Genomic DNA, 15,188 nt, shown 5'->3' on the forward strand with positions numbered 1-15,188 from the left:
AGCATCGCGGGTCAAGCCCGCTCCTACAGAGACTTCTGTGGGAGCGGCCTTGACCCGCGATGGCATCACTGAGGTCAGCGATCGTTACAAGGCGGCAATCCGCGCATGCTGCTCGGTGAAGTTGGCCAGGGCCTGTTCGGCTTCAGCCAGCTTGGCGCGTTCCTTGTCGATCACCGCAGGCGGTGCCTTGTCGACGAAGGCGGCGTTGGACAGCTTGCCGCCGACGCGCTGGACTTCGCCCTGCAGACGCTGGATTTCCTTGTTCAGGCGAGCCAGCTCGGCGTCCTTGTCGATCAGCCCGGCCATCGGCACCAGTACTTGCAGATCGCCGACCAGGGCGGTGGCGCTCAGCGGCGCCTCGTCCTGTTCGCCGAGCACGGTGAAGGACTCGATCTTCGCCAGCTTCTTCAGCAGCGCTTCGTTTTCCTGCAGGCGGCGCTGGTCTTCGGCGCTGGCGTTTTTCAGGAACAGTTGCAGTGGCTTGCCCGGGCCGATGTTCATTTCGCCGCGGATGTTGCGCACGCCGAGCATCAGCTCCTTGAGCCATTCGATATCGCCTTCGGCAGCGGCATCGATGCGGCTTTCATTGGCCACTGGCCATGGCTGCAGCATGATGGTCTTGCCTTGCGCGCCGGCCAGCGGCGCCAGGCGCTGCCAGATTTCTTCGGTGATGAACGGCATGAACGGATGGGCCAGGCGCAGTGCCACTTCCAGTACCCGGACCAGGGTGCGGCGAGTACCACGGGCGCGTTCGACCGGGGCGTTCTCGTCCCACAGGACCGGCTTGGACAGCTCCAGGTACCAGTCGCAATACTGGTTCCAGATGAACTCGTAGAGCGCCTGGGCGGCCAGGTCGAAGCGGAACTGGTCGAGCTGGCGGGTGACTTCGGCTTCGGTGCGCTGCAACTGCGAGATGATCCAGCGATCAGCCAGCGACAGCTCGTAGGCTTCGCCGTTCTGGCCGCAGTCTTCGCCCTTGTCCAGAACATAGCGCGCAGCGTTCCAGATCTTGTTGCAGAAGTTGCGGTAGCCTTCGACGCGGCCCATGTCGAACTTGATGTCGCGACCGGTGGAGGCCAGCGAGCAGAAGGTGAAGCGCAGGGCGTCGGTGCCGTAGCTGGCGATGCCTTCCGGGAACTCGGCCTTGGTCTGCTTGGCGATCTTCTCGGCAAGCTTTGGCTGCATCATGCCGCTGGTGCGTTTTTCCAGCAGTTCGTCCAGGGTGATGCCGTCAACGATGTCCAGCGGGTCAAGGACGTTGCCCTTGGACTTGGACATCTTCTGGCCCTGGCCATCGCGCACCAGGCCGTGCACATACACGGTCTTGAACGGTACCTGCGGGGTGCCGTCCTCGTTCTTCACCAGGTGCATGGTCAGCATGATCATCCGGGCAACCCAGAAGAAAATGATGTCGAAGCCGGTGACCAGCACGTCGGTGGAGTGGAACTTCTTGAGGAATTCGGTCTGCTGTGGCCAGCCCAGGGTCGAGAAGGTCCACAGGCCCGAGCTGAACCAGGTGTCGAGCACGTCGTTGTCCTGGTTCAGGACCACGTCGGCGCCGAGGTTGTGCTTGCTGCGCACCTCTTCTTCGCTACGGCCGACATAGACCTTGCCGGATTCGTCGTACCAGGCCGGAATACGGTGACCCCACCACAGCTGACGGCTGATGCACCAGTCCTGGATGTCGCGCATCCAGGAGAAGTACATGTTTTCGTACTGTTTGGGCACGAACTGAATGCGGCCGTCTTCGACGGCAGCAATCGCAGGCTCTGCCAGCGGCTTGGTCGACACGTACCACTGGTCGGTCAGCCACGGCTCGATGACGGTACCCGAGCGGTCGCCTTTCGGCACTTTCAGGGCGTGGTCGTCGACGCTGACCAACAGGCCGGCGGCGTCGAAATCGGCAACGATCTGCTTGCGCGCAACGAAGCGGTCGAGGCCTGCATACTGGGCCGGCAGGGTCGCGTCGATACTGTCGTTGACGCTGCCGTCGAGGTTGAACACCTGGGCGGCCGGCAGGACGAAGGCGTTCTTGTCGAAGATGTTCAGCAGCGGCAGGTTGTGGCGCTTGCCGACTTCATAGTCGTTGAAGTCGTGGGCCGGGGTGATTTTCACACAGCCGGTGCCGAACTCAGGGTCGCAATAGTCGTCGGCGATGATCGGGATACGGCGGCCAACCAGCGGCAGCTCGACGAACTTGCCGATCAGCGCCTTGTAACGCTCGTCTTCCGGGTTCACGGCAACGGCGGCGTCGCCGAGCATGGTTTCCGGGCGCGTGGTGGCGACGATCAGGTAGTCCTTGCCGTCGGCAGTTTTGGCGCCGTCAGCCAGCGGGTAGCGCAGGTTCCACAGGTGACCCTTCTCGTCGTGGTTTTCCACTTCGAGGTCGGAAATCGCCGTGTGCAGCTTGGTGTCCCAGTTGACCAGGCGCTTGCCGCGGTAGATCAGGCCGTCTTCATGCAGGCGCACGAAGGCTTCTTTCACTGCTTCCGAGAGGCCGTCGTCCATGGTGAAACGCTCGCGGCTCCAGTCGACCGACGAGCCCAGGCGGCGAATCTGGCGGCTGATGTTGCCACCGGACTGATCTTTCCATTCCCAGACCTTTTCCAGGAACTTCTCGCGGCCCAGGTCGTGACGGTTCTGGCCTTTGGCTTCGAGTTGACGCTCGACCAGCATCTGCGTGGCGATACCGGCGTGGTCGGTACCTGGCTGCCACAGGGTGTTGCGGCCCTGCATGCGGCGGAAACGGATCAGGGCGTCCATGATCGCGTTGTTGAAGCCATGACCCATGTGCAGGCTGCCGGTGACGTTCGGCGGCGGGATCATGATGGTGTAGGAATCGCCCGCGCCTTGCGGAGCGAAATAATTCTCGGACTCCCAGGTGTTGTACCAGGAAGTTTCAATGGCGTGCGGCTGGTAGGTCTTATCCATGCGCGGCGGGACCCTTAGGCATTTATTCAGGAAAGCCGGAGAGTATAACGAAGCCGCAAGCTTCAAGCGACAAGCTGCAAGCTCAGAGCGCCGCACGGCTCTTGCAGTTTGTCGGTTGAAGCTTGTTACCGCTTTTTACTGGTTGAGCAGGCGCTCGAGCCGGGCGTCCAGGCGGCGCTTGATTTCGCTTTCGATATGCGGGGCGAAATCGTTGATCACGTCCTGCATGATCAACTGGGCCGCCGCGCGTAGCTCGGCGTCCAGGTGCAGCAGGGTTTCCTGGCGCTTGGCCTGCGGGTCGGCTGGCGCTTCAGGCGCCGGCTGCGGCGCTGCTTCGGCCTCTTCGAGCAGCAGCGGGATCTGCTCCTCGACGGTGTCGGTCAACAGCGGCGGCTCAAGGGATGCATCGCCAAGCAGCTGGCGGATCGACTCCAGGTCGTCCAGCAGGTGCGCGGATTGGGGCAGGGGAGTGGGTTTGTCCATCGTCTTCAGAGTCGCTGTAAGCGGTGATCTTGCAGAGCATAGCCCTGTTCGCGGTAGAAACGGAAACTCTCTCGGGCCGCCTGACGAATCGCCGGCTCTTCGACCACGATCTCGGCGATCCGGGCAAAGCGGGAAGCGAACGCCGGTACCTTGAGGTCAAGGTTGATCAGCAGGTCCTGGTGGCTGCCGGCATCATCGCCAAGGCCCAGAGCGACGCTGCCCTGCGGGTTGTCTTCAGCCGCGTCGTGGGGCACGAAGGACTCGCCCTTGAACGCCCACAGGCGCGCGTCCAGTTCATCGCGCTGGGCGGCGTCGCTGCAATGCAGGTAAACCCGGTGCCCCAGGCGCCAGGCCTTGTCGCACAGCTTGCAGGCGAAATCCAGGCGCGCCGAGGGCGCGGCGCTGGGCAATATGTAGAAATCGACTTTGCTCATGGTCTGCCTGCCGGCCGGCTACGCCCCAAGGCGCAGACGGCCAGCGTCGCCTCAGGCGTTGGCGCGATCGAGCAGGTACTGGGTCAGCAGTGGAACCGGGCGGCCAGTGGCACCCTTGTCCTTGCCGCCGCTGATCCAGGCGGTGCCGGCGATGTCCAGGTGAGCCCAGTTGTAAGCCTTGGCAAAGCGTGACAGGAAGCAACCGGCGGTGATGGTGCCGGCTTTTGGCCCGCCGATGTTGGCGATGTCGGCGAACGGGCTGTCGAGCTGTTCCTGGTATTCGTCGAACAGCGGTAGCTGCCAGGCGCGGTCGTCGGCGCGCTTGCCGGCGTCGAGCAGTTGCCCGACCAGGTCGTCGTTGTTGCCCATCAGGCCCGAGGTGTGGCTGCCCAGGGCGACGATGCAGGCGCCGGTCAGGGTGGCGATGTCGATCACTGCCTGAGGCTTGAAGCGCTCGGCGTAGGTCAGGGTGTCGCACAGCACCAGGCGGCCTTCGGCGTCGGTGTTGAGGATCTCGACGGTCTGCCCGCTCATGGTCGTGACGATGTCGCCAGGACGGGTGGCGCCGCCGCTCGGCATGTTCTCGGCGCAGGCCAGCAGGCACACCAGGTTGATCGGCAGTTGCAGCTCGAGCACGGCGCGCAGGGTGCCGAAGACGCTGGCGGCGCCGCCCATGTCGAACTTCATTTCATCCATGCCGGCGCCGGGCTTGAGGCTGATGCCACCGGTGTCGAAGGTGATGCCCTTGCCCACCAGCACGAAAGGCTTCTCGCTCTTTTTGCCGCCCTGGTAGTTGAGGACGATCAGGCGTGGCGGCTGATCGCTGCCCTGGCCGACGGCGTAGAAGGCGCCCATGCCCAGGTCCTTGATCTTCTTCTCGTCCAGCACCTCGACCTTGAGGCCCTTGAATTCCTTGCCCAGGGCCTTGGCCTGTTCGGCCAGGTAGCTTGGGTGGCAGACGTTCGGCGGCAGGTTGCCCAGGTCGCGGGTGAAGCCCATGCCGTTGGCGATGGCGACGGCATGCTTGACCGCGCGCTCGACATCGCTGGCACCGGCCTTGGCGCTGAGCAGGGTGATTTTTTTCAGGGCGCGAGGTTCGGCTTTCTTGCTCTTGAACTGGTCGAACACGTACTGGCCATCGAGCAGGCTCTCGGCCAACAGGCGGGTCTTGCCATAGAAAGCATCGCGGCCGGCAACCTTGACGTCGTCCAGGGCCAGAGCTGCGTCGCTGCCGTTCAAGCCCTTGAGCACTGCCAGCACGGCGGCAACGACCTTGCGCCAGCTGCGATCACCCAGCTCGGCATCCTTGCCGGTACCCACCAGCAGCACGCGCTCGGCCTTGAGGTTTGGCAGGCTGTGCAGCAGCAGGGTCTGGCCGACCTTGCCGGCCAGGTCGCCGCGCTTGAGCACGCTGGCCAGGGCACCGCCGGTGGCTTCGTCGATGGTTTTGGCGATGGCGCCGAGTTTGCCGCCTTCAGCCACGGGCAGGACCAGGGTGGCGGTTTTCAAGGATGCTGCGGCTACGCTTTTTACAACCAGTTCCATGTCAGGTTCCCCGAATGATCTGTCGATGCGCGTTGTCTATGCAGGCGCGGTCGTGGCCGCGTGGTCGCGTACCAGTGCTAAAGCCCCCAGTTTGAGCCTGCTTCGCCCGCCCTGACAACCCCGAGATGAAGCATTGTGCGGCGCCAAGTGACAGGCACGGCCAATCACAGGATAATGCGCCAACTTTTACCCGGGTTCGCTCTGGCGAGCGGGCTACTATCTTGGCTGTTATGGATTTCTTGTTCGGCTGTCCGAGCCTGACAACCCAGGAGTGTCTGGTTTGATCGTCTTTCGTTATCTGTCCCGCGAGGTCCTGGTGACCTTGAGTGCCGTCAGCGCTGTGCTGCTGGTCATCATCATGAGTGGGCGCTTCATCAAATACCTGGCCCAGGCGGCCCAAGGCGTGCTCGACCCGAGCGTGCTGTTCCTGATCATGGGCTACCGCCTGCCGGGCTTCCTGCAGTTGATCCTGCCCCTGGGGCTGTTCCTCGGTATCCTCCTGGCCTATGGCCGTTTGTACCTGGAAAGCGAGATGACCGTGCTTTCGGCCACCGGCATGAGCCAGCAGCGGCTGCTGGGCATGACCATGGCGCCGGCGGCACTGGTGGCCTTGCTGGTAGCCTGGCTGAGCCTGAGCCTGGCGCCCCAGGGCGTTACCCAGGTCGCACAGATCATCAACCAGCAGGACGCCCTGACCGAGTTCGACACCCTGGTGCCGGGCCGCTTCCAGACCCTGCGCGATGGTTCGCGGGTTACCTATACCGAGCAACTGTCGGAAGATCGGGTCAACCTTGGCGGTGTGTTCATTTCCGAGAAGCGCTTCAACCAGGACAAGACCAAGGACCGCGGTCCGTCGGTACTGGTGGCGGAAAAAGGCCACCAGCAGGTCAACCCCGATGGCAACCGCTACCTGATCCTGGAAAACGGCTACCGCTATGACGGTAATCCTGGCCAGGCTGATTACCGCGCAATCAAGTACGACACCTACGGCGTGCTGTTGCCCAAGCCTGAAGTCAGTGAAGAGATCACCGAGCGTGAAGCCATCCCGACCTCGCAACTGATTGGCAGCAAGGGCCTGCGCGAGCGTGCCGAGCTGCAGTGGCGCCTGTCGCTGCCGTTGCTGGTGTTCATCGTCACCCTGCTGGCGGTGCCACTGTCGCGGGTCAACCCGCGCCAGGGCCGTTTCCTCAAACTGCTGCCGGCGATTCTTCTGTATATGGCGTACCTGACAATGCTGATTGCCGTGCGTGGCGCCCTGGAGAAAGGCAAGCTGCCGATCGGCCTGGGTATCTGGTGGGTCCATGGCCTGTTTCTGTTGATCGGCCTGGGGCTGATGTACTGGGAGCCGTTGCGCCTCAAGCGCGCCGCTCGCCGTGCGGAGGTGGCCCATGGTTAAGCTCGACAGTTACATCGGCAAAAGTGTGCTGATGGCGATTCTTGCCGTACTGGGCATCATCCTGGGCCTGGCTTCGCTGTTCGCCTTCATCGATGAAATGGGCGATATCACCGACACCTACACGCTGATGGACGCCGGCAATTTCGTCTTGCTTACCGCACCGCGGCGGCTCTACGACATGCTGCCGATGGCTGCCCTGATCGGCTGCCTGATCGGCCTGGGGAGCCTGGCCAGCAGCAGCGAGCTGACCATCATGCGCGCCGCCGGCGTGTCGATCGGGCGGATCGTCTGGGCGGTGATGAAGCCGATGCTGGTGCTGATGCTGGCCGGTATCCTGATTGGCGAGTACCTGGCCCCGGTCACCGAGAACAAGGCCCAGGCCGACCGTTCCCTGGCCCAGGGCGGTGGTGAGGCGCAGAGCTCCAAGCGCGGCATGTGGCACCGCCAGGGTGACGAGTTCGTGCACATCAACTCGGTGCAGCCCAACGGCTTGCTCTACGGCGTGACCCGCTATCGTTTCGACAACGAGCGGCACATGCAGACCTCGAGCTTTGCCCGCCGTGCCCAGTACAAGGAAGATCACTGGCTGCTCAGCGACGTGACCACCACCTATTTCCGCGGCGATCACACCGAAGTCATCAAAACGCCTGAAGAACGCTGGGACGTGTCGGTCACCCCGCAGTTGCTCAATACCGTAGTGGTCGCACCAGAATCACTGTCGATCACCGGTCTTTGGGATTACATCCACTACCTGTCCGACCAGGGCCTGAACAACGCCCGGTACTGGCTGGCATTCTGGACCAAGGTGCTGCAGCCGATGGTCACCGCGGCGCTGGTGCTGATGGCCATCTCCTTCATCTTCGGTCCGCTGCGCTCGGTTACCCTCGGTCAGCGGGTGTTCACCGGGGTGCTGGTGGGTTTTGTGTTCCGCATCGCCCAGGACCTGCTCGGGCCTTCCAGCCAGGTGTTTGGCTTCCCGCCGTTGCTGGCGGTGGTGCTGCCGGCGGCGATCTGCGCGGTGGCCGGGTTGTGGATGTTGCGGCGCGCCGGATAGATTGCCGCAGACAAGAAAAAGCCGACCTCAGGGTCGGCTTTTTTGTGCGCGGTTATTTTTTGCGCTTGGGAATTCGCACCAGCTGAGTGTCGGAGTAGATGTCGTGCCAGCTGCGCTTGCGCTTGTCGAACAACGCCCAGATGAAACCCAGGCCCAGGCACAGCCACGAGCCGATCGATACGACAAAACGCAGCAGTGCCTGCCACAGGCTGATAGCGCTGCCGTCGGCATTTTGCACGCGGATACCCCATACCTGCATACCCAGGGTCTGGCCGCCGTGGGTCCAGAACTTGGCGAAAAAGCCGAACAGGGCGAACAGCAGGATGGTCGACAGCAACGGGTCGCCATCCAGGGCGCCGGCCTCGGTCAGCTCGCGCATGCGCGCTTCACCGATAAAAGCCATCTGGATCATCTTGTAGGCACCGGCGGTGACGATCAGCAACGCGGTGCACAGCAGAAAGTCATAGAACATGGCGGCCAGGCGGCGGCCAAGGTCGACAGGGGGGAAATCACCTTCGGGCTGTAACAGCTGCTTGGGCACTGGCGAGGCCCTCCTTGCGCAAAACGCCCATTCTACGGAATTGCGCGCACAAAAAAGCCCCTGCTGTTGCCAGCAGAGGCTTCTTTGTTGATGAAGATCAGCCTTCGGCTTGAACTTCGTCAGCCTGCATGCCTTTCTGGCCCTGCACGGCGATGAAGGTGACTTTCTGACCTTCTTTCAGGCTCTTGAAGCCGTTGCCCTGAATAGCGCGGAAATGTACGAACAGATCCGGACCGCTTTCTGGAGTGATGAAACCAAAACCTTTTTCGTCGTTAAACCACTTGACGGTACCGCTCTGACGAGTCGACATAGCTTATTTCCTATGAAACTTAGAATTAGTAACAGCTTCTTCCAAATGAAAGAGTACTGGGCTGGGTTGCAGGAAAGTAAGAGACGTCGAACGGGTGTAGCAAACATCAGAGCTACTGCCCAGGTCACGAACCATAGCGACCCATGCAAACACAGTGCACAGACAATACGCTAACTTTGAAGACAAAAACAAGCCCTGCAGACCGCCGCCGCTGTGCCTTTTAGCCGCCGTTCGGTCGATTTTTTCCGGCTCATTCCAAGCATTGTCGCAACGCTTTTCGAAAGTTATAAAAAGCGTTCGAATTCGAAAATCCGAACGCTTCATGACACGTTGTTTCAAGTATCGATTCAGCCGCGATAATAGCGCTGCGCAACGAAGGGCATCTTGCTCACTTTCATCGCCACGCGCTTGCCGCGCACGATCGCCCACACTGGGGTTTCCAGTGCGCTGTATGCGGCATCGAGGTACCCCATCGCCACCGGCGCATTCAATGTCGGGCCAAAGCCGCCACTGCAGATGCTGCCGATAACCGTGCCTGACTGGTCAACGATCTCGGCGCCTTCGCGCACCGGTGTGCGCTCCTGCGGCAACAGGCCCACGCGCTTGCGCGCAACCCCGCTTTGCTGCTGGGCGAAGATCGCCTCGGCACCGGGGAAGCCGCCGGCGCGCTGGCCATCGGCACGGCGCACCTTGGAGATGGCCCAGAGCAGGCTGGCTTCGATGGGCGTGGTCTGGGTGTTCATGTCGTGGCCATACAGGCACAGGCCGGCCTCCAGGCGCAGCGAGTCGCGTGCGCCCAGGCCGATAGCCTGGACTTCGGGTTCGGCCAGCAGGCGGCGCGCCAGCTCTTCGGCTTTGCCGGCCGGCACCGAAATCTCGAAACCGTCCTCACCGGTGTAGCCCGAGCGGCTGACAAAACAGTCTGCGCCCAGCAGTTGTACCGGCTGGAACTGCATGAAAGTCATCTTCGCCACGACGGGTGCCAGGCGCTCGAGCACCTTCACCGCCGCCGGCCCCTGCAGGGCCAGCAGGGCGCGCTCCTCGAACAGTGGCTGGATCTGGCACTGATCGCCGATATGTTTGCGCAAATGGGCCAGGTCTTGCTCTTTGCAGGCCGCGTTGACCACCAGGAACAGTTCGTCGTTGCCCAGGTTGGCGACCATCAGGTCATCGAGGATGCCGCCGTGTTCGTTGGTGAACATGGCATAGCGCTGCATGCCCACCGGCAGGTCGATGATGTCGACCGGCACCAGGGTTTCCAGGGCCTTGGCTGCAGCGGCGCCGCTCAGGCGGATCTGGCCCATGTGCGAAACGTCGAACAGGCCGGCCTGTTCGCGGCTGTGCAGGTGTTCTTTCATCACTCCCAGCGGGTACTGGACCGGCATGTCGTATCCGGCGAACGGTACCATGCGGGCGCCCAGTTCCAGGTGCAGGGCGTGCAGCGGGGTCTTGAGCAGTGTTTCGGTGGACATTGATGACTCCTTGGGGCTTGAGAGGGTGTCAGCATTCGATGATGTTGACGGCCAGACCGCCGCGGGCGGTCTCCTTGTATTTGCTTTTCATGTCGGCGCCGGTCTGGCGCATGGTGCGGATGACCTTGTCCAGCGAGACGAAGTGCTGCCCGTCACCGCGCAGGGCCATGCGCACCGCGTTGATGGCCTTGACCGAACCCATGGCGTTGCGTTCGATGCAGGGCACCTGGACCAGCCCGCCGATCGGGTCGCAGGTCAGGCCCAGGTTGTGTTCCATGCCGATTTCGGCGGCGTTCTCGACCTGCTGCACCGTGCCGCCCATCACCTCGCACAGGGCTCCGGCGGCCATCGAGCAGGCAACGCCGACTTCGCCCTGGCAGCCGACTTCGGCACCGGAGATCGAGGCGTTCTCTTTATAGAGGATGCCGATGGCGGCGGCGGTGAGCAGAAAACGCACCACGCCGTCGTCATTGGCGCCCGGGATAAAACGCATGTAGTAGTGCAACACTGCCGGGACGATGCCGGCGGCGCCATTGGTCGGCGCGGTGACCACGCGCCCGCCAAAGGCGTTTTCTTCGTTGACGGCCAGGGCGTAGAGGTTGACCCAGTCGAGCACCGACAGCGCATCGCGCAGGCTCGCCTCCGGGTTGCTGCACAGCTGGCGGTACAACGCGGCGGCGCGGCGCTTGACCTTGAGCCCGCCAGGCAAGATACCTTCGTTGCGGCAACCGGCAGACACGCAGTCCTGCATGACCTGCCAGATGTGCAACAGGCCGCTGCGGGTGTCGCTTTCCGGGCGCCAGGCGGCTTCGTTGGCCAGCATGACCTGGCTGATCGACAGGTGCTGCGCGGTACAGTGGCCAAGCAGCTCCTTGGCGGTCTTGAACGGATAGGGCAGCTCGGTGCTGTCTTCGACGATGCGATCGGCGCCGGCGGCGTCCTCGTCGACCACGAAACCACCGCCCACCGAGTAGTACTCGCGGCTGCGAATCTGCAAGCCGGCGGCGTCAAAGGCACGGAAGATCATGCCGTTGGGATGGAAGGCCAGGGGTTTGCGGATCATCGCCAGGTGCTGCTTTTCAACGAAGTCGATGGCGTGCTCGCCGAGCAGGTTGAGCCGGCCGCTGCTGCGGATGGCCTGCAGGCGTGCGGGGATGCTTTCGGTGTCGACGCTGTCCGGGTGTTCGCCTTCAAGGCCGAGCAGCACGGCCTTGTCGCTGCCGTGGCCTTTGCCGGTGGCGCCGAGCGAGCCATAGAGCTCGGCCTTGACGCTGACTGTAGCGGCCAGCAGGCCGTCGCGACGCAGGCCTTCAGCAAAACGCGCAGCGGCGCGCATAGGGCCTACGGTATGGGAACTGGAGGGGCCGATGCCGATCTTGAACAGGTCGAAGACGCTTAGTGACATGGTCGTACCCTCGTTGTGATGAAGGCTATCGCGGGGCAAGCCCGCTCCCACAGGGAATGAGGGTCTCACTGTGGGAGCGGGCTTGCCCCGCGAAGAGGCCTCAGACGTCCTGATAGCTCTCGATCGACGGGCAGGCACACACCAGGTTGCGGTCGCCAAACACATTGTCGACGCGGCCGACCGGTGGCCAGTACTTGCCTTCGACCAGCGACGCCAGCGGATACACTGCCTGCTCGCGGCTGTACGGGTGGCTCCACTCACCGGCGATTTCGGCGGCAGTGTGCGGAGCGTTCTTCAGCGGGTTGTCGTCCTTGTCCAGACTGCCGCTTTCGACTGCGCGAATCTCTTCGCGGATGCGGATCATCGCCTCGCAGAAGCGGTCCAGTTCTTCTTTAGACTCGCTTTCGGTCGGTTCGATCATCAGCGTGCCGGCCACCGGGAACGACATGGTCGGGGCGTGGAAGCCGAAGTCGATCAGGCGTTTTGCCACGTCATCGACGCTGATGCCGCTGCTGTCCTTGATCGGGCGCAGGTCGAGGATGCACTCGTGCGCCACCAGGCCATTGCTGCCGGTGTACAACACAGGATAGTGCTCTTCCAGGCGGCGGGCGATGTAGTTGGCGTTGAGGATGGCCATTTGCGAGGCCCGCTTGAGCCCGGCGCCACCCATCATGCGGATGTACATCCAGGTGATCGGCAGGATGCTGGCGCTGCCGAACGGTGCGGCGCAGACCGCGCCCTGCTTGTTGTCCATGTGCGCATGGCCAGGCAGGAACGGCGCCAGGTGCGATTTGACGCCGATCGGGCCGACGCCCGGGCCGCCACCGCCGTGGGGGATGCAAAAGGTCTTGTGCAGGTTCAGGTGCGAAACGTCGCCGCCGAACTTGCCCGGGGCGCAGAGGCCGACCATGGCGTTCATGTTGGCGCCGTCGATGTACACCTGGCCGCCGTTGTCATGGATGATCGCGCAGATCTCGCCGATGGCTTCTTCGAACACGCCATGGGTCGAGGGGTAGGTGATCATCAGCGCGGCAAGGTGCTCGCGGTGTTCGATGGCCTTGGCGCGCAGGTCGTCGATGTCGACGTTGCCGCGGGCATCACAGGCGGTGACCACCACGCGCATGCCGGCCATGTGCGCGGTAGCGGGGTTGGTGCCGTGGGCCGAGGACGGGATCAGGCAGATGTCGCGGCGCGCTTCGCCACGGCTCTGGTGATAGGCGCGAATCGCCAGCAGGCCGGCGTATTCGCCCTGGGAGCCGGCGTTGGGCTGCAGCGACACGGCGTCGTAGCCGGTGGCGGCGCAGAGCATGGCTTCCAGCTCGCTGGTCAGTTGCTGGTAACCCTGGCTCTGCGCGGCCGGGGCGAACGGGTGCAGGCTGCCGAACTCGGCCCAGGTCACCGGGATCATTTCGCTGGCGGCGTTGAGCTTCATGGTGCACGAGCCCAGCGGGATCATGGTGCGGTCCAGCGCCAGGTCCTTGTCAGCCAGGCGGCGCAAGTAGCGCATCAGCTCGGTTTCGCTGTGGTAACGGTTGAACACCGGGTGCTCGAGAATCGCCGACTGGCGCAGCAGCGTGCGTGGCAGTTGTGCCTGAACGCTGGCGGCGAGAGCGGCGAAGTCCGGGCTGGCCTTGCCAGCGGCGAACAGCTGCCACAGGGCTTCGACGTCGGCCTGGGTGCTGGTTTCATCCAGCGACAGGCCCAGGCGCTGGGCGTCGATCTGGCGCAGGTTCAGGCGTTGGCCGCGGGCCTGGTCGTGCAGGGCGGCGGTGCTGCTGCCGGTGGCCAGGGTCAGGGTGTCGAAGAAGTGTTCCACTTCGACCTGTACACCCAACTGTTGCAGGCCGGCCTTGAGGATCGCAGTCAGCGCGTGGGTACGCTCGGCGATCTGCTTCAGGCCCTGAGGGCCGTGGTACACGGCGTACATGCTGGCGATATTGGCCAGCAGTACCTGGGCGGTGCAGATGTTGCTGGTGGCTTTCTCGCGGCGGATATGTTGCTCGCGGGTCTGCATGGCCAGGCGCAGTGCGGTCTTGCCGAAGCGGTCGATCGACACGCCGACCAGGCGGCCGGGCATGTCGCGCTTGAATGCATCGCGGGTCGAGAAGTAGGCGGCATGCGGGCCACCGAAGCCCAGCGGTACACCAAAGCGCTGGGCGCTGCCGATGGCCACGTCGGCGCCGAATTCGCCCGGCGGGGTCAGCAGGGTCAGGGCCAGCAGGTCGGCCGCCACGGCGACCAGGGCATTGGCCGCGTGGAAGCGCTCGACCAGCTCGCGGTAGTCGAAGACTTCACCACTGCTGGCCGGGTATTGCAGCAGGGCGCCGAAGAAGGCGCTGACATCGCTCAGCTCACGCTCGTCGCCGACGACAACCTCGATACCCAGCGGTTCGGCACGGGTGCGCAGCACGTCCAGAGTTTGCGGGTGGCAATGCACCGAGGCGAAGAAGGCGTGGCTGCCCTTGTTCTTGCTCAGGCGTTTGCAGAAGGTCATGGCTTCGGCAGCGGCAGTGGCTTCGTCGAGCAGGGAGGCGTTGGCGATCGGCAGGCCGGTGAGGTCGCTGATCAGGGTCTGGAAGTTCAGCAGCGCTTCCAGGCGGCCCTGGGAAATCTCTGGCTGGTAAGGGGTGTAGGCGGTGTACCAGGCCGGGTTTTCCAGCAGGTTGCGCAGGATCGGCGCCGGCGTGTGGCAGTTGTAGTAACCCTGGCCGATGAAACTCTTGAACAGCTGGTTGTCGCCGGCGATGGCCTTGAGTGAGGCCAGCGCCTGGGCTTCGCTTTGCCCGGCGCCCAGCTCAAGGACGCTGGTGCCCTTGATGCTGTCGGGGATGACCGCGGCGCTCATGGCCTCCAGCGAGTCAAAACCGAGGGTGGCGAGCATGTGCTGCTCGTCGTGCTGGCGCGGGCCGATGTGGCGGGCGATGAATTCGTTGGCAGTGCCGAGGTTGATGGTCATGGCGGTTCCTCAGGCGTCAGCGTTGGCTTTGATCAGGCGGTCGTAGGCGTCCTGGTCGAGCAGTTGCGCGACGGCGCCGGCGTCGGCCGGGATGAAACGGAAGAACCAGCCTTCACCCAGCGGGTCTTCGTTGACCCGTTCGGGGTTGCCTTCGAGCTGGTCGTTGACCGCTACCACTTCGCCGGTCAGCGGCATGTACACGCCGCTGGCAGCCTTGACCGATTCGACGGTCGAGGCTTCGGCGCCTTGCTCGTAGCGTTGCAGCTCTGGCAGTTGCACGTAGACCACATCGCCCAGGGCGTTCTGGGCGAAGGCGGTGATCCCGACGGTGACGCTGCCGTCAGCTTCGCTACGCAGCCATTCGTGATCTTCGGTAAAACGCAACTCGCTCATGGAAACTCCTCAAGGGCCGCAGGGGACGGCTGTGGGCATGGCTCAGGTGAGCCCAGGGATGGGTAATGCCATAGCAATATTGCGGCCATATCTAAAATATCGTTTTAAAACAAATAGTTAGATAATTTACGGGAAGAGAATACATAACCGGTGTAGCGAAATCGCTACACCTAGGGGTGAGAAAAAAAGCTCAAGTGGATCAGAACCTTGCACTGTGGCCCTGAAACTGTGCTGTATCGATATCGTTACGATGTAGTGATTTCGCTAC

12 protein-coding genes are annotated in these 15,188 nt (G+C 63.1%); 2 read left to right on the forward strand and 10 right to left on the reverse strand.

Going from position 1 to position 15,188, the window contains the following annotated elements:
• Positions 1-84: 84 nt before the first annotated feature.
• From UB48_RS09875 to UB48_RS09890, 4 genes are all read right to left on the reverse strand, one after another.
• The gene (locus UB48_RS09875) at positions 85-2,931 is read right to left on the reverse strand and encodes a valine--tRNA ligase (RefSeq protein ID WP_045196381.1); all 2,847 of its coding nucleotides are present in this window, start codon (positions 2,929-2,931) and stop codon (positions 85-87) included.
• A gap of 135 nt (positions 2,932-3,066) precedes the next feature.
• Positions 3,067-3,414 (reverse strand): hypothetical protein, encoded by a 348-nt coding sequence (locus UB48_RS09880; protein WP_045196382.1) that lies wholly within the window; start codon positions 3,412-3,414, stop codon positions 3,067-3,069.
• 5 nt (positions 3,415-3,419) lie between these two features.
• Positions 3,420-3,848, reverse strand: coding sequence for a DNA polymerase III subunit chi (locus UB48_RS09885; RefSeq protein WP_045196384.1), 429 nt, complete (start codon positions 3,846-3,848; stop codon positions 3,420-3,422).
• Positions 3,849-3,899: 51 nt separating this feature from the next.
• Positions 3,900-5,393: a leucyl aminopeptidase gene (locus UB48_RS09890; protein ID WP_045196387.1), complete on the reverse strand. Its 1,494-nt coding sequence runs from the start codon at positions 5,391-5,393 to the stop codon at positions 3,900-3,902.
• A gap of 280 nt (positions 5,394-5,673) precedes the next feature.
• On the opposite strand from UB48_RS09890, the gene lptF reads away from it, so the two are divergent.
• Together lptF and lptG are read left to right on the forward strand one after the other, a co-directional pair.
• The gene (gene lptF, locus UB48_RS09895) at positions 5,674-6,789 is read left to right on the forward strand and encodes an LPS export ABC transporter permease LptF (protein ID WP_045196390.1); all 1,116 of its coding nucleotides are present in this window, start codon (positions 5,674-5,676) and stop codon (positions 6,787-6,789) included.
• Positions 6,782-7,843 carry an LPS export ABC transporter permease LptG gene (lptG, locus tag UB48_RS09900; RefSeq protein ID WP_045196392.1) on the forward strand — a complete coding sequence of 354 codons (1,062 nt, stop codon included), beginning with the start codon at positions 6,782-6,784 and terminating at the stop codon, positions 7,841-7,843. Before lptF ends, lptG begins: the two co-directional genes overlap by 8 nt.
• Before the next feature lie 52 nt (positions 7,844-7,895).
• Here the strand turns inward: lptG and UB48_RS09905 are convergent, their stop codons facing one another.
• From UB48_RS09905 to gcvH, 6 genes are all read right to left on the reverse strand, one after another.
• Complete coding sequence (locus tag UB48_RS09905) at positions 7,896-8,384, reverse strand: RDD family protein (protein WP_045196394.1); 489 nt, start codon at positions 8,382-8,384, stop codon at positions 7,896-7,898.
• A 97-nt stretch (positions 8,385-8,481) separates the two neighbouring features.
• Complete coding sequence (locus tag UB48_RS09910) at positions 8,482-8,694, reverse strand: cold-shock protein (protein ID WP_045196397.1); 213 nt, start codon at positions 8,692-8,694, stop codon at positions 8,482-8,484.
• A gap of 347 nt (positions 8,695-9,041) precedes the next feature.
• Positions 9,042-10,166 (reverse strand): glycine cleavage system aminomethyltransferase GcvT, encoded by a 1,125-nt coding sequence (gene gcvT, locus UB48_RS09915; RefSeq protein WP_045196399.1) that lies wholly within the window; start codon positions 10,164-10,166, stop codon positions 9,042-9,044.
• Between the two features lie 28 nt (positions 10,167-10,194).
• Positions 10,195-11,571: an L-serine ammonia-lyase gene (locus tag UB48_RS09920; protein WP_045196401.1), complete on the reverse strand. Its 1,377-nt coding sequence runs from the start codon at positions 11,569-11,571 to the stop codon at positions 10,195-10,197.
• Positions 11,572-11,671: 100 nt separating this feature from the next.
• On the reverse strand, positions 11,672-14,527 hold the full coding sequence (gcvP, locus tag UB48_RS09925; protein WP_045196403.1) for an aminomethyl-transferring glycine dehydrogenase: 2,856 nt from the start codon (positions 14,525-14,527) through the stop codon (positions 11,672-11,674).
• A gap of 9 nt (positions 14,528-14,536) precedes the next feature.
• Positions 14,537-14,920, reverse strand: a complete 384-nt coding sequence (gene gcvH / locus UB48_RS09930; RefSeq protein WP_045196405.1) for a glycine cleavage system protein GcvH — start codon at positions 14,918-14,920, stop codon at positions 14,537-14,539.
• Positions 14,921-15,188 lie beyond the last annotated feature (268 nt).

The sequence above is a fragment of the Pseudomonas sp. 2(2015) genome, from assembly GCF_000955865.1.
Classification (GTDB): Bacteria; Pseudomonadota; Gammaproteobacteria; order Pseudomonadales; family Pseudomonadaceae; genus Aquipseudomonas.